The sequence below is a fragment of the uncultured Solobacterium sp. genome, from assembly GCF_963550625.1.
Lineage (GTDB): Bacteria > Bacillota_I > Bacilli_A > Erysipelotrichales > Erysipelotrichaceae > Bulleidia.
Genome location: NZ_CAUVCV010000002.1, coordinates 42,794 through 68,350, shown reverse-complemented (window position 1 = coordinate 68,350; position 25,557 = coordinate 42,794). Strand labels below are relative to the sequence as shown.

Annotated in this window: 19 protein-coding genes, 1 tRNA gene and 1 other annotated feature; of the genes, 19 read left to right on the top strand and 1 reads right to left on the bottom strand. The window is 36.5% G+C overall.

Features of this window, described 5'->3' with window-relative positions; all coding sequences use genetic code 11:
- Positions 1 to 7: 7 nt before the first annotated feature.
- Positions 8 to 1,792, top strand: a complete 1,785-nt coding sequence (gene uvrC, locus RYK16_RS01870) for an excinuclease ABC subunit UvrC (protein WP_314850392.1) — start codon at positions 8 to 10, stop codon at positions 1,790 to 1,792.
- 15 nt (positions 1,793 to 1,807) lie between these two features.
- Here the strand turns inward: uvrC and RYK16_RS01865 are convergent, their stop codons facing one another.
- The gene (locus RYK16_RS01865; protein ID WP_314850391.1) at positions 1,808 to 2,182 is read right to left on the bottom strand and encodes a hypothetical protein; all 375 of its coding nucleotides are present in this window, start codon (positions 2,180 to 2,182) and stop codon (positions 1,808 to 1,810) included.
- A gap of 88 nt (positions 2,183 to 2,270) precedes the next feature.
- On the opposite strand from RYK16_RS01865, the gene RYK16_RS01860 reads away from it, so the two are divergent.
- The 18 genes from RYK16_RS01860 (at position 2,271) to RYK16_RS01775 (ending at position 25,306) form a co-directional block, all read left to right on the top strand.
- Positions 2,271 to 2,741: a metallophosphoesterase gene (locus RYK16_RS01860; protein ID WP_314850389.1), complete on the top strand. Its 471-nt coding sequence runs from the start codon at positions 2,271 to 2,273 to the stop codon at positions 2,739 to 2,741.
- Positions 2,742 to 2,787: 46 nt separating this feature from the next.
- Positions 2,788 to 2,864, top strand: a tRNA-Arg gene (locus RYK16_RS01855).
- Positions 2,865 to 2,920: 56 nt separating this feature from the next.
- Positions 2,921 to 3,619, top strand: coding sequence for a DUF3196 family protein (locus tag RYK16_RS01850; RefSeq protein ID WP_314850388.1), 699 nt, complete (start codon positions 2,921 to 2,923; stop codon positions 3,617 to 3,619).
- 143 nt (positions 3,620 to 3,762) lie between these two features.
- Positions 3,763 to 5,163, top strand: a complete 1,401-nt coding sequence (tig, locus tag RYK16_RS01845; RefSeq protein WP_314850387.1) for a trigger factor — start codon at positions 3,763 to 3,765, stop codon at positions 5,161 to 5,163.
- 74 nt (positions 5,164 to 5,237) lie between these two features.
- Entirely contained in the window at positions 5,238 to 7,556 is a 2,319-nt protein-coding gene (gene lon / locus RYK16_RS01840; protein WP_399554516.1) for an endopeptidase La, read from the top strand.
- Entirely contained in the window at positions 7,556 to 8,140 is a 585-nt protein-coding gene (yihA, locus tag RYK16_RS01835; RefSeq protein ID WP_314850384.1) for a ribosome biogenesis GTP-binding protein YihA/YsxC, read from the top strand. The genes lon and yihA overlap by 1 nt, the downstream gene beginning before the upstream one ends.
- Positions 8,141 to 8,230: 90 nt before the next feature.
- Complete coding sequence (gene murG / locus RYK16_RS01830; RefSeq protein WP_314850382.1) at positions 8,231 to 9,304, top strand: undecaprenyldiphospho-muramoylpentapeptide beta-N-acetylglucosaminyltransferase; 1,074 nt, start codon at positions 8,231 to 8,233, stop codon at positions 9,302 to 9,304.
- Positions 9,297 to 10,196, top strand: a complete 900-nt coding sequence (gene murB, locus RYK16_RS01825) for a UDP-N-acetylmuramate dehydrogenase (protein WP_314850381.1) — start codon at positions 9,297 to 9,299, stop codon at positions 10,194 to 10,196. Before murG ends, murB begins: the two co-directional genes overlap by 8 nt.
- Positions 10,187 to 11,257, top strand: coding sequence for an FtsQ-type POTRA domain-containing protein (locus tag RYK16_RS01820; protein ID WP_314850379.1), 1,071 nt, complete (start codon positions 10,187 to 10,189; stop codon positions 11,255 to 11,257). Before murB ends, RYK16_RS01820 begins: the two co-directional genes overlap by 10 nt.
- A 96-nt stretch (positions 11,258 to 11,353) precedes the next feature.
- Positions 11,354 to 11,713 carry an Asp23/Gls24 family envelope stress response protein gene (locus tag RYK16_RS01815; RefSeq protein WP_298666447.1) on the top strand — a complete coding sequence of 120 codons (360 nt, stop codon included), beginning with the start codon at positions 11,354 to 11,356 and terminating at the stop codon, positions 11,711 to 11,713.
- An 18-nt stretch (positions 11,714 to 11,731) separates the two neighbouring features.
- Entirely contained in the window at positions 11,732 to 13,339 is a 1,608-nt protein-coding gene (locus RYK16_RS01810; RefSeq protein ID WP_314850378.1) for a DAK2 domain-containing protein, read from the top strand.
- An 81-nt stretch (positions 13,340 to 13,420) separates the two neighbouring features.
- A complete protein-coding gene (locus tag RYK16_RS01805) occupies positions 13,421 to 14,605 on the top strand; it encodes an MFS transporter (protein WP_314850376.1) in 1,185 nt (394 codons plus the stop codon).
- 2 nt (positions 14,606 to 14,607) lie between these two features.
- Complete coding sequence (locus RYK16_RS01800) at positions 14,608 to 15,318, top strand: MBL fold metallo-hydrolase (protein WP_314850374.1); 711 nt, start codon at positions 14,608 to 14,610, stop codon at positions 15,316 to 15,318.
- Between the two features lie 38 nt (positions 15,319 to 15,356).
- Positions 15,357 to 17,369, top strand: coding sequence for an ATP-dependent DNA helicase RecG (gene recG, locus RYK16_RS01795; protein WP_314850373.1), 2,013 nt, complete (start codon positions 15,357 to 15,359; stop codon positions 17,367 to 17,369).
- Positions 17,370 to 17,377: 8 nt separating this feature from the next.
- Complete coding sequence (gene rnc, locus RYK16_RS01790) at positions 17,378 to 18,055, top strand: ribonuclease III (RefSeq protein WP_314850611.1); 678 nt, start codon at positions 17,378 to 17,380, stop codon at positions 18,053 to 18,055.
- A gap of 13 nt (positions 18,056 to 18,068) precedes the next feature.
- The gene (locus RYK16_RS01785; RefSeq protein WP_314850372.1) at positions 18,069 to 19,343 is read left to right on the top strand and encodes a galactokinase family protein; all 1,275 of its coding nucleotides are present in this window, start codon (positions 18,069 to 18,071) and stop codon (positions 19,341 to 19,343) included.
- Positions 19,344 to 19,353: 10 nt separating this feature from the next.
- The gene (locus RYK16_RS01780; protein ID WP_314850371.1) at positions 19,354 to 20,838 is read left to right on the top strand and encodes a helicase HerA-like domain-containing protein; all 1,485 of its coding nucleotides are present in this window, start codon (positions 19,354 to 19,356) and stop codon (positions 20,836 to 20,838) included.
- A 118-nt stretch (positions 20,839 to 20,956) separates the two neighbouring features.
- Positions 20,957 to 25,306, top strand: coding sequence for a PolC-type DNA polymerase III (locus RYK16_RS01775; protein ID WP_314850370.1), 4,350 nt, complete (start codon positions 20,957 to 20,959; stop codon positions 25,304 to 25,306).
- Between the two features lie 38 nt (positions 25,307 to 25,344).
- Positions 25,345 to 25,543, top strand: a binding site (T-box leader).
- The last annotated feature ends 14 nt before the right edge of the window (positions 25,544 to 25,557 follow it).

Genomic DNA, 25,557 nt, shown 5'->3' with positions numbered 1-25,557 from the left:
GAAAACAATGGATAAAGAATATATCAAAGCGAAATTAAAGAACTTACCAAATGAACCTGGTAGTTATCAGATGAAAGATAAAAATGGAGAAATCATCTACGTTGGTAAGGCAAAGAATCTACATAATCGTGTGAACCAGTATTTTGTTGGTGCGCACGATTTTAAGACGACTAAAATGGTGAGTCACATTGAAGACTTTGATTTTATCGTTACAAGAAGTGAAAAAGAAGCTTTGGTGCTAGAAATAAACTTAATTAAAAAATATCGTCCAAAGTATAATATTCAGTTTATTGATGATTCATCCTATCCTTACATCAAACTGACTAAAGAAAAGTATCCACGTCTACTCATTGCTCGTGATACTAAGAAAGATAAGAAGGCAAAGTACTTTGGACCATTTCCTGATGCGACAGCTGCTAGAACAACTTTGAAACTATTACAGTCACTCTATCCATTTAGAAGATGTACACATTTGGAGCCGAAAGTATGTCTGTATTACCACATGCATCAATGTATCGGACCTTGCGAGTTTGATATTGATCCGAAAGTCTATGATGAAATGAGTGATAAAGTAGTTCGCTTCATGAATGGTGATACAAAGGATGTTGAAACTCAACTTCAGACAAAGATGCTAGAAGCTAGCCAAGCACTTGAATTCGAAAAAGCACAAGAATATAAAGAGATGCTAGAGTCAATTCGACACGTGGTTAATGATAAACAGAATATTGAAAAAGACAATCGTGGATCACGTGATGTCTTTGCCTGGTATACGAAGAAGGGATATCTTGCGATTACAGGTTTCTTAGTTCGTGAAGGAACAATTCTAAACAAAGAATTCCGTTTAAGACCTTTGTATGGAGATGCAGAAGAAGAATTCACTTCGTTTTTAGTACAGTATTATCAAGATCATCCATCTGCTCGTGAACTTGTATTACCGATGGAGTTAGATGTTACAGCATTGCAAGAAGTATTGGATATGCCTATCTTCCAACCACAAAAGGGATATAAAGTAAAACTCTTAGATATGTGTGTTGAAAATGCTAAAAAACAATTAGATCTTAAGTTTAATGCGGTCGCAAGACAAGATACATTAACAGAGCAAGCTGTAACACAGCTTTCTGACATTGCAAAACACCCAATGAATCGTGTTGAGTTATTTGATAACTCTCATATTAGTGGTGCGTTTACAGTTGCTTCATGTGTGGTATATGAAGATGGTTATCCAGATCGTAAGAGTTATCGATTATATAAATTACATACAGGAAACTCTGATGTAGATTCAATGAAGGAAGTTATCTATCGCCGTTATTTCCGTATGTTAAAAGAAGGGGCGAGAATGCCAGATGGTATAATCGTCGATGGTGGTAAAACACAGATTGATGCGGCAAAGGAAATTCTAGATTCACTGGATTTATCAGATACAATCAAGTTAATGGGTTTGGTAAAGGATGATAAACACAGCACAAATGCCTTAATGGATACCAATGGGGATACTTTTGAAATCGATAAAGATTCAGGTTTATTCTTCTTATTAACACGTATGCAAGATGAAGTACACCGTGTAGCGATTACGTATCATAGAAAATTACGTGCAAAGGCACAAACGAAATCTGTGTTGGACGAGATTGCTGGTGTAGGTCCTAAACGTAAGAAACTATTATTAAAAGAGTTTGGCAACTTCACAAATTTAAAAGTCGCAACAGTTGAAGACATAGCAAAGGTTATACCAGCTGAAGTGGCTCAAGCAGTATATGATGCTTTACATCAAACATATGAAAATACCGATGCATAAGCACCGGTATTTTTGTTAATTGGTAAAGATGCGTTTAATGATTTCGCTATTAGCACGTTTAGCAAATTCACGTTTACCAGCAGCTGCGTAGCCCTTGAATCCCTTTAGCTCATCATTTTGGCGATAGGTGACAATGATAGAAACTGCAATTGGAAGAAGAATTTTAATTAACTTATTCTGTATTGTCTTCTTTGCCTGATTCTGTTCCTTAATTGCATTTGATACATACTGAAGATGATCAACCTTGTCTTTGATGACCTGAATACTGACATTTGTAGTCTTCATTGTCTTTAAGAAGTTCATTGTTTTTAATAGGAATATGAAAAGATAGCATATGAGAAATGCGCATGCGGCATATAAGAAATACATGTTGTAGGGATAGATATTCATATAAATACGCTCCTTAATGGTATTTTAACATGTTTATCTCTTTTACGTATGACAAAGATTCATTATAATAGGTACAACGGTGAACGAAATGTCAAAAGATATTATATTGGTGAGTGACTCTCATAGACAAACGGAATGTTTAAAAGAAATTCGTGAGATGTATCCAAATGCGTATGCATACTTACATGCGGGTGATAGTGAGCTACCTAAGCAGTTAACAGAAGGCTATGCATGTGTGCAAGGTAATTGCGATTACTATGGGGATTATGAGCCTGAACTTGTTTGTGAAGTAGAAGATCATCGCATCTTATTAGTGCATGGTCATCATGATATTGGCTATGGTTCGTTATTTGGTTTAGTACGACATGCAAGAGAGCGGGGTTGTGATATTGTATGCTTTGGACACACACATGTTCCGTTTGATGAGCAGTTTGAAGATGTTCATTTATTTAATCCTGGTTCACTTAGTTATAACCGTGACGGTTCTAAGCCATCGTATATGATTTTACATTTTGATGGACAGCAAGTATCTGCAGAGTTAAAACGATATAAAATGTAAATTTAATCTTGAAAACTGATAGATATTTTGATATATTATTTGTGCTGTCCTCGTAGCTCAGCTGGATAGAGCTCACGCCTTCTAAGCGTGTGGTCAAGAGTTCGAATCTCTTCGAGGACGCCATATAGAAAAGATACCGTCGGCAATCAGTCGACGGTATCTTTCGTTTAGGAGGCTATATGACAAATTACTACGATGAAATCCTTACGGAAATAGAAAATTTAATCAAAGAGGGTAAATATGGTGATGCAAATTTCTTGGTTCAAAAAGAACTTAACATGCCATATATTCCGATTGATGTTGAACAAAAGTTAAAGAGTTTTAAAAGAGAATTGAATTATCATCTCAGTGATGAAAAAGAAATACGAGAAGATAGTTTGGATTCACTATTAAGAAAACTGAAAGGAAAGCCAAAGTCACAACTAGCAGCTGCCAGTGTATTGGTTACACGTAACTTGCGAGATTGCTTAGTTGAGATTAAAGATTATTTATCGAAAGATCCTTGTCCAGAAGCGGCTGCACTTTTGATTGAAGGTTTAGCTGAACAAGAAATATCTGATGAGTTTACACTCATTAAGAATGGGGTAGAATACACATTCTGGTCAGATGATATTATTCCTGTACATAAGTCTGAAGGTTTCTTGAAGGCACAATCCTATCTAAAAAAATGGTTAGAAAATGATCATCCAGATTTTTATGAAATGGCTAAAACATTATTGATTCATGAGGTATATGTATTCTTGCCGTTATCATATGATGAAGATGAAGCGGAAGATTTAGCACTTGCAATGTTGAAACAAGTATCCGATATGATGGATGAAGGAGAAATCTATCGAAAAGTCTCTAAACAACTTGCATATGCGAAAACATTGCATTGACTTTCGAGCCTAAACTTTGTAGGATATTAGCAGGCATAGTGGTCGAGTGCTAAAATCGACCGTAATATAGTAAAAACATAGCCGAAATATTGTATATTTGGTATAATATGCAAGCAATAAAAAAGCGAAAAGGAGTTAATAAGATGTCAAATTGGACACTCAAAGAAAAATCAGTTGGAGATTTAACAGTTAAAATTGAAGGTAAAGAATGGGCAGATGCAGTAAAGAAGGCATTCAATAAGATTGCTAAGAATGTATCTATCAATGGTTTCCGTAAGGGACAGGCACCTAAGGCTTTAATCGAAAAGCGTGTTTCTGATAACGAAAGATTCATCACAGCTGTAGATGATAACGCTAATGAATGGATGCGTGCAGCTTTAGCAGCTGAGAACTTAACACCAATTAGCCAACCACAGTTGGATATCAAGTCAATCGACGCAAATGGTGTTGAATTAGTATTTACATTCGCAGTTATGCCTGAAGTGAAGTTAGGCGATTATAAGGGATTAGAATACAATCTTGAAGAAGTTGCTGTTAGCGATGAAGAAGTTGATGCTGAATTAAATCGTATGCGTGAACAGTATGCAGAAGTTCAGACTAAGGATGGCGCTGCATCTGAAGGCGATACAGTAAATATTGACTACGAAGGTTTTAAGGATGGCGTAGCATTTGATGGTGGTAAGGGCACTAACTATGACTTAGTATTAGGTTCCCATTCCTTCATCCCTGGCTTTGAAGAACAGTTAGTTGGTGTTAAGGCTGGCGAAGAAAAGGATCTTGATCTAACATTCCCAGAGAACTACCACGCTGAAGACTTAAAGGGTGCGGCAGTTGTATTTAAGGTTAAGGTTAACGAAGTTAAGACAAAGGTATTACCAGAAGTTAATGATGACTTTGCGAAGGATGTAAACGCTGCTGGTGTTGAAACAGTTGCGGACTTAAAGAACATGATTCGTACACGCATCGAAGATGGTAAGAAGTCTCAGGCTGAAAACAAGGCTGATACAGCATTAATGGATAAGTTAGTTGAAAATGCTGAAATTGACTTACCAGAAGTGCTTGTTGAAGAAGAAGTTAACAATCAGATTCAACAGTTAGCACAACAGATTTCTCAGTATGGTATGAACTTCAACCAGTACTTATCCATGATGGGTAAGAAGATTGAGGATGTTCGTGCTGAATACACAGAAAATGCAACTAAGACTGCGAAATTAAGATTAATTCTTGAAGAGATCGCTAAGGTTGAAGGCTTAGAGCCAACTGAAGAAGATCTTGAAAATGAATATAACAACATCGCTGCACAGTACAATATGCCTGTTGATCAAGTAAAGGCATATATCAGTGTTGATATGTTGAAGCGTGATGTGCGTAACGAAAAGGCTTATGCATTTGTTAAGGAAAACGCTGCTGGTGGTAAGAAGCCTGCAAAGAAGGCTGCTAAGAAGACAACAAAGAAGGCAGAAAAGGCTGAAGCTACTGAAGAAAAGCCAGTAAAGAAGACAACACGTAAAAAGAAGAGCGAAGTAGAGGAATCTGCTGAGTAATTCGTTTACAATATAGATTGTTAATAAGACGCTGCTCGCGTCTTATTTTCAAAAGTGATTCAGGAGGTATGAATATGAGCGAATTAGTGAATGTTCGTGTGCCTGTCGTATGTACTAGAGGAATTGTCGTATTCCCTGGACATGATGTAATGATTGAAGTAGGAAGACCAAAATCAATCAATGCCGTGAACGAGGCGGGTGCCTCATACGACAGTATGGTTTGGCTTGTTTGTCAGAATGATATTATGGTAGACAATCCAACAGAGAAGGATTTATATACAGTCGGTACAATTGCTAAGATCAAAGTTGTGCGTAAGAAGGAAGGCTTCATGCGTGTGACTTTTACTGGTATGCGTCGTGCAAAACTTGCAAAACTTTACGATAGTAAAGAGTTAATGTATGCGGATGTCATTCCATTAACTGATTCTTATGGTGATAAGAGCGAAGAATATGCATTGGTGAAGAAGGTTGTAGATAAACTAGAAGGAATGACGCAGGTAGCTGCAGTTTTCCCACCAGAAGTTGTGCAACAACTTTCTCTTGGTGTAAATGCAGAATCACTAGGTGATCAATTTGGTCAGTACTTTAGTTTATTTGACCAAGCAACGCGTCAACGTTTATTAGAAACAACAAACGTCAATGATCGTTTGTTGTTAATTGTAGAAGAACTTGAAAAACAACAACGTTATTCTGAACTTGAAACAGTGATTAATGATCGTGTGAAAGAGCGTATCGATGATGGTCAAAAGGAATACTATCTTCGTGAAAAATTAAAAGCAATCAAAGAAGAACTTGGTGATGTTTCTAATATGACAGATGATGTCGCTGAGTTACGTGAGAAGATTGAAAAGAATCCTTACCCAGAACATGTTAAGCAAAAAGCACGTGAAGAATTACGTAAGTATGAGATGCTTCCACCAGGTAGTGGAGAAGCAAGTGTTTCTCGTAACTACTTAGATTGGTTGTTAACAGTTCCATGGTGGCAAACAACAGAAGATATTGAAGACTTAAAGGCAGTTCGTAACGTTCTTGATGAAGATCATTATGGTCTAGAGAAAATCAAGGATCGTATTATGGAATATTTAGCTGTAAAGCAGATGACACAATCTCTTAGCAGCCCAATTCTTTGCTTAGTAGGTCCTCCAGGTGTAGGTAAGACTTCTTTAGCGAAGTCGATTGCACGTGCGTTAGATCGTAAGTTTGTAAAGATGTCTGTTGGTGGTGTCCGTGATGAAGCTGAAATTCGTGGTCATCGTCGTACATATCTTGGTTCTATGCCAGGTCGTATCATTCAAGGAATGAAGCGTGCTGAGGTATTAAACCCAGTATTCTTAATTGATGAATTAGATAAGATGGGTGCTGATTACAAGGGTGATCCTAGTGATGCAATGCTTGAAGTTCTCGATCCAGAACAAAATGCAGTATTCTCTGATCACTACTTAGAAGAACCTTATGATTTATCTAAAGTTATGTTTATCGCAACTGCAAACTATCTAGAAAATATTCCTGGTCCTTTACGTGATCGTTTAGAAATTATTGATTTATCATCATATACTGAACTGGAAAAGGTAAGTATTGCCAAGGATTATTTAGTGCCTAAGCAATTAACGAATAACGGTTTAAAACCTGCACAGTTTAAGCTAAAGGATGCAGAAATTCTATATCTGATTCGTCATTACACACGTGAAGCTGGCGTTCGTCAATTAGAGAGAATTATTGCGTCATTATGCCGTAAGACTGTTCTTGCGATTCTACGTGATCAAAAGAAATCTATCACCGTTACCAAGAAACTCATTGGCAAATGGTTAGGCAAGATTAAGTTTGAATACGGAAATAAAGAAAAGAAGAATCAAATTGGTTGTGTAACTGGACTTGCCTATACACAATTTGGTGGAGATGTGCTTCAGATTGAAGTGAACCACTTTGAAGGTAAAGGTAGACTTGTAATCACTGGTCAATTGGGTGATGTCATGAAGGAAAGTGCATCGATTGCGCTTGACTATGTGAAGGCTCATGCAAAAGAATTGAATATTGATTCTAAGTTCTTTGATACAAATGATATTCACATCCACGTACCAGAGGGTGCTGTTCCAAAGGATGGACCTTCTGCTGGTGTTACATTAACAACTGCGATTGTTTCTGCATTAACGAATACAGCTGTATATCGTGATATTGCGATGACAGGTGAAGTAACACTTCGTGGTAATGTATTACCAATTGGTGGTTTAAGAGAGAAATCTTTAGCAGCACACCGTGTTGGTATTAAGAAAGTCTTGATTCCTAAGAATAACGTACGTGATTTAGATGATGTACCAGAAACAGTGAAGAAGGCTATTACATTTATTCCTGTTGAGACTGTTTCACAAGTACTCAAGGAAGCGTTGGTGCACTAATGCAGTACCATGATGCATTCCTGCTAAAAACAGCAGCGTTAGAGACACAGTGGCCTGTGAGTGATTTACCTGAAATTATCTTCGTTGGAAGATCAAATGCAGGGAAAAGTACACTTATCAATGGTTTAGTAAATCGTAAAAACTTAGCATACTCTGGTAAAACACCAGGTAAGACAAGACTTTTAAATTTCTTCTCTGTCGATAACAAGGTTGTATTTACGGATGCACCTGGTTATGGCTATGCGACAAGTGATCGTCAAAGTGCTTTAGCTTTCGCTAAATTAATTGATCCATACTTTGCAAAAAGAGATCAGTTAAAAGCAATGATTATTGTATTGGATGCTAGAAGAGTTCCAAGTGCTGATGATATTCAGATGGTTGAATATGGCAAAGAATCGCATTTAGCTATCTTTGCGGTATGCACAAAAATTGATAAACTATCTAGAAGTCAAATGCTCCAGAATTTAAAGAAGATTTCTGCAACTCTTGGTATTCAAGAGAATGCACTAATTCCAGTTAATTCCGAGAAAAAACAAGGCTTAGATGTTGTTTGGGAAAAGATAGATCAACTTATAGCACAATAGATGGTTTCTACTTCGGTAGATACCATCTTTTATTTTGCCCATGTAAAAGCGTAATATGCTAAAATAGGATAGAGATATTAGAGGTATCCTATGAAGATTATGATAGCGACAGGGGGGACTGGTGGTCACATTAACCCTGCACTAGATTTAGCAAATATATTAAAACAACGTAATCCCAAAAATGAAGTGATTTTTGTTGGGTCGGATAACCGTATGGAAGCTACAGTGATTCCAGATGCTGGCTATAAATTCTATGGTTTGCATATTACAACAACAGCAGGTTCAATCTTCTCAAAAGTGACATATGCAACATCTTTACTGAAGGCTTACTTTAAATCAAAAAAAATACTAAAACAAGAACAACCAGATATTTGTATTGGATTTGGTAATTATATTAGTGTACCGTTAATACTTGCGGCACATCATCTTGGCATCAAAACGATGTTGCATGAACAGAATAGTTTTGCTGGAAAAGCAAATAAATTCTTGAGTCGTTATGTGGATGCAGTAGTTGGTTGTTATGAAAGTAATCGAGAGCAGATGCCAAAAGCAGATGTTCGTATCTTGGGTAATCCTTCTGCTTCGGTTGTAAAAGATACGATATTTAATCCAGAAGTTATCGAGAGTGTTGGAATATCTACAGAGATTCCGTATGTTGTATTTATGATGGGATCCTTAGGTTCATCATCAGTATCAAAAGTTATTGATGAAGCAATTCCACTCTTTGATCAAGATTTTCAGGTTATGATTGTAAGTGGAAAAGCGAATGCGTATCAGTTTCAAAATAAAGAGTCCAAGACTGTGAAGTTTGTACCTTATATTGATGGTAAACAAGCCTTAAAAGGCTGTGTTCTTGCGGTAACACGAGCAGGAGCTACTACCATTTCAGAGATTTGTGCTTTACCTACTGCTGCAGTATTAATTCCTAGTCCATTTGTTGCTAATAACCATCAGGTTTATAACGCAAAAGAACTAGTCGACAAAGATGCGGCTATTATGATTGAAGAGAAAGAGTTGAGTCCGAAACTTTTGGCCTCGACTGTAAATATGCTTGTTCATGATGAAAATAGATGTAATAAGTTAAAAGAAAATGCACATAAACTTGCGAAAGTGGATGCTGCTAATCAAATGATTGATTGGATTGAGGAGGTAATACATGGATAAAATTTTAGAGCGTTTAAGCCTTTATGCTGTTACAGAAGCAGATAAGCCTTTACGCACAATGACCACTCTAAGAATTGGTGGTAATGCAAAATATGTTGTATATCCAGAAACATATGTTGCGATTGATGGTATCTTCCGTGTTATTGAAGAAAATCAACTTGCATTTAAGGTGATTGGAAAAGGTAGTGATTTACTATGCTCTGACGATGAATTTGAAGGGGTTGTTATATGTTTAGATCGCTTCTTTAATCATCAATACTTTGATGGAAATGACCTTGTGGCTGAAGCAGGATGTTCTATCATCGCTTTATCAACAGCTGCGATGAAACGTGGACTTTCCGGTTTAGAGTTTGCAAGTGGTATTCCTGGTACAGTTGGTGGTTGTCTTTTCATGAATGCAGGTGCATATAACATCAGTATGAAAGATGTTGTAAAAGAAGTACTTGTATATAGAGACCACCAATTAACTTGGTTACCTGTATCTAAATGTGATTTCTCTTATCGCCATAGTATCTTCCAATCGAATCCTACTTGGTTGATTTTAGGTGTACGATATGGTTTAACACCAAAGCCACAAGAAGAAATCGAAGAACTTATGGATTCACGTCGTAAGAGAAGGGTAGATTCGCAACCACTAAACTTCCCAAGCTGTGGTTCTGTTTTTAAGAATCCAGAAGGTCACAATGCATGGCAGTTAATCGATGGTATTGGCTATCGTGGTAAACAGATTGGTGGGGCAATGGTTAGCGATAAGCATTGTAATTTCATCTTGAATGTTCATAAGGCAACCGCACTTGAGTATCTAACTTTGATTGAAGAAATTCAAAGAGAAGTAAAGAAGAAATACGATATTGATCTCAAGATGGAAGTGGAGAAGTTCAATTGGAAGTAAAGAAGAATCGATTAAACGCAGACTTTGATAAGATTCCTGAAGCGGTTGAAAGGATCTTTAAGAATAAGCGTTTAGCCGCAAATCTAAAATTATTTCGTTCTCGACAACCAGCATTATTTAATATCGCTATTGTAATGGCAATCATTGTTATTGTGGTAATGTACTTATTATCACCGATGTCTTCGGTTAGAGCGGTATCCATTCAAGGTAGTAGTTATCTAAGTGATGATTATATTAAAACAATTGCTGGAGTTGATACATCTTCAAAGTTATATTTCACTGTACCGGTTTTAGTAGAGAGAAAATTAGAGGTAAATCCACTAATTGAAGATGCGAAAGTGAGTTTAAATAACGGTAATACAGTTACGATTACTGTAAAAGAGAAAAAGTTAGTAGGTTATCAATCTGAAGGTAACGGAACTATTTGGTTTGGAAATGGTGAAAGTACTATGTTGGATGATAACAATCGTCAGGTAATCGCTTCAATTCCAAAGTTCATTGGGTTTACAGATACAGAACTATTGAAGAAAGTATCGAATGCATTAAATGAGATTGATGATTCAATCTTGCAGCAGATTTCTACAATCTCTGTATATCCACTGCGCTATGATGCACATGCATTACTTGTACATATGCGTATTGGTAGTTACTTTGTGGCATCCTATAGTAATCTCAAGATTTTAAATGATTACTTTACCATCTATAGTCAAGCGACTGATAAAACAAAGTGCTTATGGGGTACGAGTAAGGATCAAGTTGCGTATACCGCTGCATGTCCATGGGAGCAAAAAAAACCAACTGAAACAGCGACAGCAGTATCTAATGCGGTATATTGGTATGATTCAGAAGGAAATGTACGTGTGGATGCGAATGGCTTACCGGTTGAAAAACATTTCTATACTGGCGCAGAAGGAAATGTTGCAGTCGATGCAAATGGCAGTCCTATTGCAATTCCTATCGATGATAATGGAATTGAAATCATTGATGATAAATTCCAAGAAAATTATGCTGCAGGATACTATAAAACTGGTGTATTAAATACACCTACACCTGCGCAGTAACATGAAAATCCTGTGAAATAGACGATATACAGGTTACATATTTTGTATAATAATAACCATTTTGATATAATACATAACGTTAGTAAGGAGTAACTTATGGCAGTTGAAAAGAAAACAAACTATGGTAGTATCTCCGTTTCAGAAGAAGCAGTAGCTTCATTAGCTGGTGGGGTAATTACAGAATCTTATGGTGTTGTTGGTATGGCCAGCAAACAAATTTTAAAAGATGGATGGGCTGAACTATTAAAGAAGGAAAACTATACAAAGGGTGTAGTTGTTCGTAATGGTAAAGCTGGTTTAGAAATTGATTTATATATCGTTGTTAGTTTCGGTGTTAAGATTTCAGAAGTTGTAACCGAAGCACAGAAGAAAGTTAAGTATATGCTTGAAAAGTCACTCTCCCAGGAAGTTGCCCAGGTGAATGTCTTTGTTCAGGGCGTTCGCGTCGTAGCATAAGGATATGGGGTTAAAGTAATGGAAAAGATTAATGGTTTAATTTTAAAGAACTTACTGGAAAGTGGAGCACACAATCTAAGCAATCAGCGTAAAGCAGTTGATGCGATGAATGTATTCCCAGTACCAGATGGAGATACAGGTACAAATATGTCTTTGACTATTTTGAACGGTATCTCAGAAGTTACAAAGAGTGGATCAGAGTCACTTTCAACAGTTGCTAAGATTTTCAGTCGTGGTTTATTAATGGGTGCACGTGGTAATTCAGGTGTTATTTTATCTCAGATTTTCCGTGGCTTTGCGCAATATGCAAAGGACAAAGAAGAACTTACAGTGAAAGAATTCTCTGAAGCGTTAATGAACGGTTCTAAGATGGCTTACAAGGCTGTTATGCGTCCTACAGAAGGTACAATCCTAACAGTTGTTAGAGAAAGTGCTGAGTATGGTGAAATCTATATTAATAACCATCCTGAAACTTCTATTGAAGAATTTGTAAATTATATTGTGGATGAGGCAAATGCATCTCTACAACGTACACCTGAATTATTAGATGTACTAAAGGAAGCACATTGCGTAGACTCAGGTGCAATGGGTTATGTAACAATTCTTGAAGGTTTCAAGTCTTACTTGCAAGGCAAGCCAATTACAGAGAACCTAGCAGGTGATTCAGCAGATACAGAAGTACATGAAAAGGCTTCTGGATATCGTGTTGAATATATCGTTTCTCTTAGCGATAACGGTAAGAAGACTTTCAAGGAAGAAAGAGTTCGCAAGCAATTAGAACAAATTGCGAATGATATTCAATTAGTTGTAAAAGAAGATGCATTCACATTAAGTGTTCATTCTATGACACCTGGTGAAGTGTTAATGCTTGGTCAGAAGTATGGTAAGTTTGTCAAGGTTCAGGTTGAAGATATTCAATCAGACTTACAACCATCCTTAATGGAAGCTGAAGAAGCAGCAATTGAAAATGCGGCTTATGGTATTATTGCAGTAGCTGCAGGTGAAGGCTTGAAGAAGTTATTTACAGATTACCGTGTAAACTATGTTGTAAGCGGTGGTCAAACAATGAACCCATCTACAGAAGATTTCGTAACTGCAATCTCTAAGGTTCATGCGGATACAATCTATATCTTGCCAAATAACTCAAATATTATTATGGCTGCAAAACAAGCTGCTGAAGTTACAGAAGATAAGAAGATTATCGTTATTGAAACAAAGTCTGTACCACAGGGCTTAAGTGCTTGCATTAGTTTCAACCCTGAGGAAGAAGTAGAAGCAAATACAGAGGCAATGAATGAAGCAATCACACTAGTAAAGACAGGTTCTATTACTTATGCTGTTAAGGATACAACAGTAGATGGTAAGCAGATTAATTCTGGTGACTATATGGCTATCTTAGAGAAGGATATTATCTTCAATGAGAAGGATAAGTTAACAGTTACTAAGGAATTAATTAAGAACATGTGTGATGAAGATACAGAAGTTGTAACTCTCATCAAGGGTTCTGAAGCTACTGATGAAGAGTGCGAAGAAATTCGTCAATTCATCGAACAGAACTACGATGTCGATATTGACGTTGAAGATGGTCAACAGCCTGTATACAGTTTCATCATCGGTGTTGAATAAATTTCAAAAGGGAACGTTCTAAATTATGTGGAATGTTCCTTTTTTAATCTTCTTAATGTATGATATTAACGTTAGGAATATATGGATAATACAAAGCAATTAAATATTGAATACTTTTCATTACAGTCATTATTTTGGATGACATACTGCATGGTTGTTGGTTTTTCAGTAACCTATCTTTTATCATGTGGATATTCAAATAGCGAAGCAGGTTATATCTTGGCTTCCGCTAATATATGTGCGTTAGTTTTACAACCATTTTTTGCGGATTTAGCGGATCGTTCAAAGAGAATTAACGCAATGACAATATTTTTGGTATCGATTGTAATTATCTTTGTATGTTCAATTGGACTGTTCTTTATTAGTGCTCGTTCGGTTATATTAACACTTATCTATGTTGTGATGATTACACTGGCGAATGCTGTCATTGCGTTTTTAACTTCTGTACAGTTTTTAATGGATACTTCAAAGTCTAAAATCAACTTTGGTTTATGTCGGGCAGGTGGTTCATTGTGTTTTGCGATTCTTTCTGCTGTGATGGGAATACTTATTGAAAGAATCGGTATGAAATCTATTCCAACTGCACTGTTTATTATTTCGTTTTTAATTATTATTTTATGCATGTATATTACACGTCATCGTATCCATACTACGTATAGGTCTACGAATGCTTTGACGCATAAGGAATCTAGTTCGTTACTTGTTTTCTTCAAAGAAAATCCGAAGTTTATGGTTTTATCCATTGGGATGTTATTTATCTATTATGCACATGCCTTTATCACAAACTTTACAATTTCTATCGTACGTAATGTGGGTGGAGATCATCGTGAAATGGGATATTTGATTGCCTTTATGGCACTCATGGAACTTCCAGGAATGATAGGGTTTAAAAAGATTAGTCAACGTTTTAAAGTATCTTCATTACTGTTATTTTCAATGATGATGTTTAGTGTAAAAGCTATTATTGTTTGGCTTTCACCATCATTAATGACTTTGACATTTGGGTTTGCTTTACAGGTTGTTTCTTTTGCACTATATATTCCTGCATCTGTGCAATATGCAAATATTATGATTGATGAAAAGGATACTGTAAAAGCACAGATGATGTTCAATTTAATGCAGACTGGTGGAGCTGTATTTTCATCGATCATTGGTGGATGGCTAATTGACTTTAGTGGTATCTCACATGCATTACTTGTTGGAGCTATTTTATCTTGTATCGGTACAATAATTGCCTTTACAGCAATACAGAATACAAAGAGGTAATGATGAAGAAATTTACAGACCATATTTATTACATGGATAATAGTCCAGAAACAGATCAACCATATGTTTATTTAATACATGGTTCAAAGTTTAACTTACAGATTGATGCTGGAAATAGTCCTGAAAACTATTATAAATTTTTATCAGAAATCAATGACTTAGGTTTAGATGAACCTAAGCTTTTAGTGATTACACACTGGCACTGGGACCATACATTTGGTATGGTTGCTTGTAATGTGCCGATGATTGCTTCTGTGAAGACCAATGAATACTTAAAGAGAGTAAAGAATTGGAAATGGACAGAAGAGGCGATGCAAGAGCGTTTAAAGACAGGTGAAGATATTCAGTTTTGTTATGACTGCATGCATAAGCAGTATACCGATATTGGTATGATACAGGTTTGTGAAGCAGATATCACATTTGACTCTGAAGTTGTAATTGATTTAGGAGATATACATGTCAAAGGTATTCATATAGATACTCCACATACACGTGATGCAGTATTATATTATGTTCAGGAAGAGAAGGTTGTGATTGCGGCTGATGCTGAATATGAAGATTATTATGATAATAATAGTCAGTATGACCCTGTTCGGTTGGCATCTTTTATACAGTTTTTAGAGGGATTAGATTTTGAATATTATTTACGTGGACATGATGACTTTAAACTAACAAAAGAAGAAATCTTAAATAAGCTTAAAGCCGCAATGTAAACGCAATCATTTCATAGGTTCAATGGTATAATAAACACATGGATTTAAGTGATAAGAAACTAAAATTAACTCCAAAACGACTGGAAGTATTGCATCAACTTGGTCTGCATACAACGGATGATCTTTTAATGTATTATCCGTATCGTTATGAGATAATCACGACTACAGCTTTTGAGAATTGGAAAGTCAAAGATAAAGTTTGGTTTGAAGGAGAAGTTGTTCAGTTACCAAGAAGTTGGCGTAAAGGTAGACTTGTAACAACTACGTTTCAAGTACGCACTCAGGAACAAATCTTGACCATCACAATTTTTAATCGTCCATGGGCAAAGAGCTTAAACTTAAATCAGATATTAACAATTCAAGGTGTATATCAAGGTAACAGTAAAGTAACTGCTATCAGTTATGATACAAAGCCTTTAGCAGAACATGCGGCAATTACACCTATCTATAGTATTAAAGAAGGCATTCGACAAAAGACATTACAATCGATTATTCATTCAGTTCTAAATCATTTACAGGATGAAATTCTAGATGACATTCCTGATGAATTTCGGCAAGCATATCGATTGTTACCACTAAAGGTGGCGTATCGTTGTATTCATATTCCAACGAGTATGAATGAAGTTCAAGCTGCTGTACGTACGCTAAAATATGCAGAGTTTTTACGATTCTTTACTGCGATTCAACTCATGCGTAATACAGAGGGGATACGTATTGAAAAGAAACCAAAAATCTTTTCTTCTAAGAAAATACAACAAGCTATTCAAAGTCTTAGCTTTGAGATGACAGCCGATCAAAGAGATACATTAGAGAAGATTCTAAATGATATGGGTAGTACACATACGATGTATCGATTAGTACAAGGGGATGTTGGTTGTGGTAAGACAGTTGTAGCAACACTTGCCTTGTATGCGGCTTATTTAAGTGGATATCAAGGTGCAATGCTAGCACCAACTGAAATTCTTGCACGTCAACATTTTCGTTCAGTCAATGAAGTTCTTGCGCCTTTTGGTGTGAAAACAGAGGTTTTATATTCAGCATTATCAACTGCCAAAAAGAAAGAAATTTTGGAGGATGTATCTTTTGGAAAAATAGATATCTTAATCGGTACACATAGCATGATTCAGGATACTGTTGTATTCCATAAATTAGGTTTAACAATCGCGGATGAACAACAACGTTTTGGTGTAGCACAGCGTAAAGCTTTAAAACAAAAGGGTGAACAAGTAGATTTCCTTTTAATGAGTGCAACGCCAATTCCTAGAACACTTGCGGCATCTTTATTTGGAGACATGGACGTTAGTACGATTGAAACGATGCCAGCTGGAAGAATTACACCTATTACAACTCTTGTCAAAGAGAATAGTTTCCGTACAGTTTTAAATGATGTAAAGCGTCTTCTCGAAAGTGGAAGACAGTTATATGTGATTTGTGCTGCTGTCGATGAAAATGAGGAGTATCACGCAAGAAATGTGTATGATACAACTGAATCGATACAAAAGTTATTTCCACAATACAAAGTCGCTAGTTTACACGGGCGTATGACAACTGACGAAAAACAAGAAATCATGCAAGCATTTCATGATAACGATATTCAGATACTAGTATCTACAACTGTTGTTGAAGTTGGTGTCAATGTTGTAAATGCGACGGGTATGATTATCTATGATGCAGACCGCTTTGGTTTATCCCAATTACATCAGCTGCGTGGTCGTATCCAACGTGGTAGTGAACAGGGATATTGTTGGTTATTAACAGGCAGTCAAGAAGAGCGCGTATTACAACGCTTAGAAGTACTTGTAAAATCCAACAATGGCTTTGAAATATCCTATGAAGACTTACGTTTACGTGGGCCTGGTGATATACTTGGTACAAGGCAAAGTGGTGTTCCAGACTTTATTTTAGGAAACATTGTTGAGGATACTGCTATGATTAACCAAGCCCGCAAAGATGCATTAAAAGTGATGGAATCTGCGGATAATCCAGATTATCAAATTCTATTAGAATCTGTTCGTAAACGGAATGAAAAGAATGCGGAATACGCAGATTAGGAGGTACTATTTTGAATATTGTTGAATGGCTAGAAAATCGTCATATCAAAGTAAATAATGTAAAAATGATACAACAAGCGTTTGTACATTCTAGTTATGCACATGAACACAAGAGTAAGAATGATAATGAGCGATTAGAGTTTATGGGAGATGCAGTACTACAACTCTGGTCTAGTAATGCAATTTATCCATTAAACCTAAGCGAAGGTCATATGACACGTTTACGTGCACAGCTTGTATGTGAAAAAGCTCTAGCAATTTATGGTCGCCAGCTGCATCTCAATGATTATTTATTATTGGGTTCTGGCGAAGAAAAGACAGGTGGCAGAAACAAAGATGCGATTATCGCAGACATGTTTGAAGCATTCCTAGGTGCATTATTTTTAGATCAAGGAATGGATGCGGTTAATAATATTCTTTCAGAAGTTATTACACCAAGACTTGCACATCCTGAGGATGTGGGTGTTATCCATGACTATAAAACAAAACTACAGGAATATGTTCAATCTGATTCAAGACAGACAGTCAAATATGAGTTAGTCAGTGAAACAGGTCCAAGCAATGCACCAGAATTTGTAATGAATGTTTTGGTTGATGGACTAGTACTTGGTACGGGTAGTGGACAATCCAAAAAACAAGCAGAGCAAAATGCAGCTCGAAATGCATTTGAAAAAATGGCTAAATGATAAGGGGGATACTATGGTCATTACAGAAATCATAAACGCAGTAAAGGCAGGTCAATTAGATGAGAAACTAACAGCACTCTATGGTGCTGAAGCACTTGCTTCACAGAAAGTACGCTATGAAGAAGTTCTTTCAAAAGCGAAAGATTTATTAGGGGATGAAGAAGCACATATCTTTAGTGCACCAGGAAGAACAGAAGTAGGTGGTAATCATACAGACCATCAATTAGGTCGTGTTGTTGCGGCTAGTATCGATTTAGATGTCATTGCGGTCGTTGTTCCTACTGATGATTCTATCGTTACTTATCATGCAAAGGGATTTAGTGTTAGTCCAGTTGATTTACACAACTTAGAAATTAATGAAGCTGAAAAGAACACAACAGAATCTTTAATTCGTGGTATCGCAGCCGGCTTTACAAAGAAGGGTTATAAAGTTGGCGGTTTTAAAGCTTATTCTGAAAGTAATGTACTTTCTGGTGGTGGTATGTCCAGTTCTGCTGCATTTGAAGTATTAATTGGAACGATCTTCAGTCACTTATATAATGACGCAGCGATTTCATCAGAAGAAATCGCAAAGATTGGTCAGTTCTCAGAGAATGTATACTTCATGAAGGCAAGTGGTTTACTTGATCAGATGGCATGTTCAGTTGGTAGCTTTGCGGCAATGGATTTTGCCAATAAAGAAAACCCACAAGTGACTTCAATTCCATTTAATCCTGCAGATTATGGATATGACTTAATTTTGACTGATGTTAAGGCAAGCCATGCGGATTTGAGTGATGAATATAGTGCAGTACCTTTTGAAATGAAGGCGGTTGCAAAACTATTTGGAAAAGAAGTACTAAGCCAAATTACATTAAATGAATTAGTAGCAAATGCAGCGAAGATTCGTCAGGAAGTAAGTGACCGTGCATTCTTGCGTGCATATCACTTCCTAAATGAAACCAATCGTGCAAAACTACAGGCAGAGGCATTAAAAGAGAATGATATTAAGACTTTCTTACGCTTAGTCAAAGAGAGTGGTCATTCATCTTATATGTATCTACAGAATGTATTAATTCCAGGTGATAGCCAAAATCAAGCACTTGCGATTGCATTAGCACTGAGTGAAACAGTACTTGGTGATGATGGTGCGTATCGTGTCCATGGTGGTGGTTTTGCAGGAACAATTCAAGCATATGTTCCACACGCAAAGACTGCTGAATATATTGCTTTAATGGAAGCTACATTTGGTAAGGATTGCTGCTATAAGTTACGTATCCGTGACTGTGGTGGTATTTGCGTTATTTAGTGAGGAAAAAATGTTAAAGGAAAACTATATTTTATTGGGAAAGGCTGGCGATAAAGAAATTCGCTTATTGCCAAACATGTTAAACCGTCATGGCTTAATTGCTGGAGCTTCAGGTACTGGTAAGACTGTTACATTAAAAGTTGTGGCAGAATCATTAAGTCAATTGGGTGTATCTACATTTATTGCGGACGTTAAGGGTGATTTATCAGGAATGATCCAAGAAGGTGATTTATCTGCTATTTCAGCTAGACTTGAAAAGCTTGGAATCACTGATTTTGAAGTACGTAAGTTCCCTGTACACTTTTTTGATGTATATCGTAAGAAGGGTCATCCAATTCGTGCCATCATGGAAGAATTTGATTCTTTATTACTTGCGCGTATTTTAGAACTTACAGATGCCCAAGAAGGTAACCTTCAAATCATCTTGAAAGTTGCTCAGGATATGAACCTAGATATTATCGACTTGAAAGATCTTCAAGCGATGGCGAATTATGTTGGTGAACATGCTAGTGAGCTTTCTTTGAAATATGGTAATGTTACAAAACAGAGTATCGGTGGTATTCAAAGAAAGTTATTACAGTTAGAACAACAGGGTGGAACAAACTTGTTTGGTATGCCTGCACTTTCAATTCATGATTTGATTTCTACAGAAGGTGGCTTGGGTATGATGAATATGTTGGAATGCCAAGAGTTATTCCAACATCCACTTCTTTACGCTACATTTTTGTTATGGTTATTAAATCGTATCTATCAAGATTTACCAGAAGTTGGTGATGTAGAGAAGCCAAAGATTGTATTCTTCTTTGATGAAGCACACTTATTATTCAAGGATGCGCCTAAGGCATTGCTAGATAAGATTGAACAGATTGTTAAGTTAGTTCGTTCGAAAGGTGTTGGTGTATTCTTTATTACACAATCACCAAATGATATTCCTAATTCAGTCCTTGCGCAATTATCCAATCGTATTCAACATGCATTACGTGCATATACACCAACAGAAATTAAGGCTGTTAAGTTAGCTGCTGATTCCTTCCGCACAAATCCTAATTTAGATACAGCAGAGCGTATTACCAATATGAAGACTGGTACTGCACTTGTATCTGTGTTAGATGAAGATGGTGCTCCTACTATGGTAGAAGAGACAATGATTTTACCTCCAATGTCATCAATGCAGATTGCGGATGAATCTTTGGTGATGCAGACGATTCAACATGACTCTATCTATGGTAAGTATGAAAAAGATATTGACCCTGAGAGTGCATTTGAAAAAATGACAGTAATCAAGGAACAAGAGGAAGAAGAAGCACGTCTTGCCAAAGAAAAGCTTGCTCAAGAAAAACTTGCGGCTGCTCAGGCAAAAGAAGATGCGAAACGCAGCAAAGAAAATGACTGGTCTGGACGTATTGCAAAGAAGATTCGTAATCGTACAGAAACAGAATTAATCAATGTTGGAATTCGTTCCGCAAAGAAATTCTTATCCGGTTTCTTTAAGTAAGTTATAAAGTGACTAGTACTGGTCACTTTTTTGTTGAATTCTATAAGATGCTTATACAAGAATGAGGGGAAGTAAAAGTGTTTTTATGTTAAAATAAGGGGACGAAAAGGAGTAAGGTATGACGCAATATTTAAAGGATTTAGTGAAACTAGATAATCAAGATGAACTATATGATGAAATCGAAATTGAACGAGTTCGTTTATTTCGTGCACAAAATCTTTTAGAAATACATTTACATACTCCAAATGTATTATCGTTTGATATTTATCAAGAAATCCGTCATAAATTAAATGATTTAACTGGCTCAAATATTCAACTATTCATTCAGCCTGAACAAAATCGTTGTAATCAAGTAGAAATCAGAAAATACTTAGAAGTATTCTTTCATACAAATCCCGAGATACGTATTCTTGAAAGTGGCACTTTCCAATATGATGCACAAAAGTGCATTATTAAATATGCATTCGCTAGTGCAACTGATTGTGATCGTGCTAGTAGTTATATTGAACATGTAGAGTCCTTTTTAGCAACCATTGGTCTACATGGTGTGAGTGTACTGACAGAAACGTTGATTCCTGTTATGCAAAAGGAAATTAAAGAGGTCAATGTAAAGGTTGTCAGTGATGAGGTTGAAAAGCCACAGGAAAAACCGGCATATAAATACCAACGTACAAAGCTGGATGATTATGAGAAAATTAGTTTAGTTGACGTTCATGATCCAATTGCAGACATTCAATTTGAAGGTGAAGTATTTGGAACTGACTTCATTGAGATTCGTAAGACAGGGAAAACAATTCAAACATTTAGTATTTTTGATGGTACAGATGCAATTTCGGTTAAGCGTTTTGAAGGTAGGGGTGTAACAAAAGAAGATCTTTCTTCAATTCGTGATGGTGATTATGTCCGTATCTATGGAACAATTTCTTATGATAATTTTGCAAAGGATTTAACCTGTATTGCTTCTAATGTTGTAAAGATTGAGAAAGCGAAGACAATTGATTTGGCAGAATCTAAGCGTGTTGAATTACACATGCATTCAAATTTATCTGAAATGGATGGTGTTTGCGATATTAAAGATATCGTTACCTATGTATATAATCTAGGACATCGTGGTATTGCCATTACTGACCATGCGGATGTACAGTCTCTTGTAAAGGCGTATAATACTGCACAAGGTCTAAAGAAGAAAGATCCAGAGAGAGACTTTAAAGTTGGACTTGGTTGTGAATTTAATCTAGCAAATGATGAATTAATAATTGTTCGTAATCCAACAGATGAAAATCTTGATGATATAACATACATATCATTTGACTTAGAGACGACTGGTTTATCTTGTTACTATGACCATATCATTGAATTTGGTGCTGTTCGTATTAAGAATTCAACAATTATTGATCGTAAGCAGATGTTTATTAAGCCCCCAGTTTCTATTCCTGGTTTTATTACTTCAAAAACAAATATCACAAATGACATGGTTAAAAATGCTAAGCCATTTGCTGAAGCGATTGATGAGATTTTAGACTATATCAAAGATGATGTTTTAGTTGCTCACAATGCGACCTTTGACTATTTCTTCTTGAATGAGGAGTTACGTCGGATTGGTAGAAAACCACTAACCAATGTTGTAATCGATACCTTAGATATGTCACGTGCTATATTGCCAGATCGTAGAGCATATCGTTTAGGCAACTTATCACGTTATTATCATGTAAATTACAACGAAGAAGAAGCACACCGTGCTGACTTCGATGCTGGCGCATTAGCGGATGTATTCTTGTGCTTACTAAAGGATGCAAAAGATAAGTTTGCCGCAAAATCAATCTTAGACTTACAAACAAAATTACAGTCTTCTAAATCTTTTATGAAGGTAAGACGTAGTCATGTTTGTGCTATCGCAAAGAATCATGAAGGTTTAGTTGCGTTATATAAACTTGTAACAGAATCCAATACAAATACTCTTGCAGTTAATGGAAAAGCGACTGGTAAAGAGGGTACTGATGTAGCTGCTGAACCTCGTGTAGTACGTTCTACATTAGAAAAGTATCGAGAGAATTTATTACTAGGATCTGCATGTTTAAATGGTGAAGTGTTTGAACTTGCATGTAATGGAGATGATACTCGCTTAGAAGAAGCGATGAAGCTGTATGACTATATTGAGCTTCAACCATTAGGGAACTATTCTACTTCAATTGTATTAGGTAGTATTCCAAGTGTGGATCGTTTAAAGGAAGTACAAAAACGTATCATTCGTATGGCACATAAACTTAACATTCCAGTTTGTGCAACAAGTGATGCGCATTACTGTATACCTGAACAAAAGGTTTTCCGTGATGTGTATATTATGTCACAAGGTGTAGGTGGTACCATCCATCCACTCTATATTCGTGATGAAGCCTTACGTTTACGTACGAAGAATCCTGATCAGCATATTCGTCTAACAGATGAAATGAAGAAGGAATTTGCTTGGCTAGATGATCCAGATTTAATTGAGGAGATCGTAGTACGAAATCCAAATAGTATCTTTGATTTGATAGAAGAAGTTCGTCCGGTTCCTGCAGGTACATATCCGCCAATCATTGAAGGGTCTGATGATAAACTACGTCAGATTTGTCATGATACTGCGATGAATATGTATGGATTTGAGGGTAAGGTTCCTGAGATTGTTATTGATCGCTTAAATAGTGAATTGGACAATATTATTCGTAATGGATTTGGTGTGCATTACTATATCGCGCACTTACTGGTGAAGAAATCGAATGATGATGGTTATGTCGTTGGCTCTCGTGGTTCAGTTGGTTCTTCCTTTACCGCAACGATGTCGGGTATTACGGAAGTAAATCCACTTCGTCCTCATTATCTATGTCCGAAGTGTCATTATAGTGAGTTCTACGATGACCCATCAGTTGCGTCTGGTTTTGACTTACCAGATAAGGTATGTCCACATTGTGGTGAAACAATGCGAGGAAATGGACATAATATTCCATTCCAAACATTCTTAGGATTTAATGCGGATAAGACGCCAGATATTGATTTAAATTTCTCTAATGAATATCAATGGCGTGCACATGCATTTATAAAAGATGTATTTGGGGAAGACCATGCATTCCGTGCCGGTACAATTGGTACTGTGGCTGAAAAGACTGCCTTTGGATATGTACAAGGGTATTGCGAGAAGATGAAGATCAACAATATGCGTAGACCAATGAAAGATTATCTTGCGCATGGTTGTGAAAACGTAAAACGTACAACAGGGCAGCATCCTGGTGGTATTATTATCATTCCGCATGAATATATTGCCGAAGATTTTACACCTGTTCAGTATCCTGCAAACGATCCAACATCTGCTTGGAAAACAACACACTATGACTTCCACGATATTCATGATAATGTCTTGAAGTTTGATATTTTAGGACATGTTGATCCAACTGCAATGCGATTATTGCAGAAGATTGCTAAGGTGAAGCCATTGGATATTCCAATGAATGATGTTGAAACCTTATCTTTGTTCTCGTGTGATGATGCCTTAAAAGCAGATACGAGAATCTATAAGAAAGAAACAGGTGCGTTAGGTTTACCTGAGTTTGGTACACGTACAACGCGTGGTGTACTCGAAGAAACTCGTCCGAAGAAGTTCTCGGATTTGGTTATTATTTCTGGTTTATCACATGGTACAGACGTATGGGCTGGCAATGCACAGGAACTCATTCGTCAAGGCCATACGATTGACGAAGTTATTGGATGTCGTGATGATATTATGACGTATCTTTTAGATCATAATCTAGAGTCACTAGATGCCTTTAAGATTATGGAATCTGTGCGTAAGGGTAAAGGTTTAACAGAAGCTTGGGAAAAATCAATGATTGAACACCAAGTTCCAGATTGGTACATTGAATCTTGCAAGAAGATTAAGTATATGTTCCCGAAAGCTCACGCAGTTGCGTATGTTATGATGGCCATGCGTATTGCATGGTACAAGGTACACGAACCTATCAATTTCTATATTCAGTATTTAACATTACGTTGTGATACTTATGAAATTGAAACGATGGCTAAGGGTATCGATGTGATTCGTACGCGCATGAATGATATAAGTACACGTATTGCGGAACGTAATCCTGAAAATCCTGTTTCAAATAAAGAGAAGTCTTTATTTGATGTATTAGAAGTATGCGAAGAGTTGTATGCACGTGGATATAACATCGCTAATGTTGATTTATATAAATCACTTGCCACAGAGTTTAGAGTTTCACCAGATAATCCAAAGACGATTATCCCACCATTTACAGTAATTGATGGTTTAGGTGTTAACGTTGCTAAGTCAATTGAAGAGGCACGTGAAAAGGGTGAATTCTTATCAAAAGAGGATATTCTAAAACGTACACAGGTTTCTTCTTCCATGTTAGTGAAACTTTCGCATATGGGTTGTTTAGTAGGATTACAAGAAAGTAATCAAATGAGTTTATTCTAAACTTGACGTTTATCACAAGCAGGTCTAAAATTTGAATATCAAATGCATTGAAAAGGACACGATATATATAGTGCTGATACAGAGAGTATTCCGGTTGCTGGAAGGAATATGAGGCATATATGTATTACTACCTTGGAGCAGTGCTCGAAAGAGTTACCGTAGTTCTACGTTACAGATATAAAGTGTCAACGTTTATCGTTGGAATTAAGGTGGTACCGCGCTAATAGCGTCCTTTCATAGAAGGGGCGCTT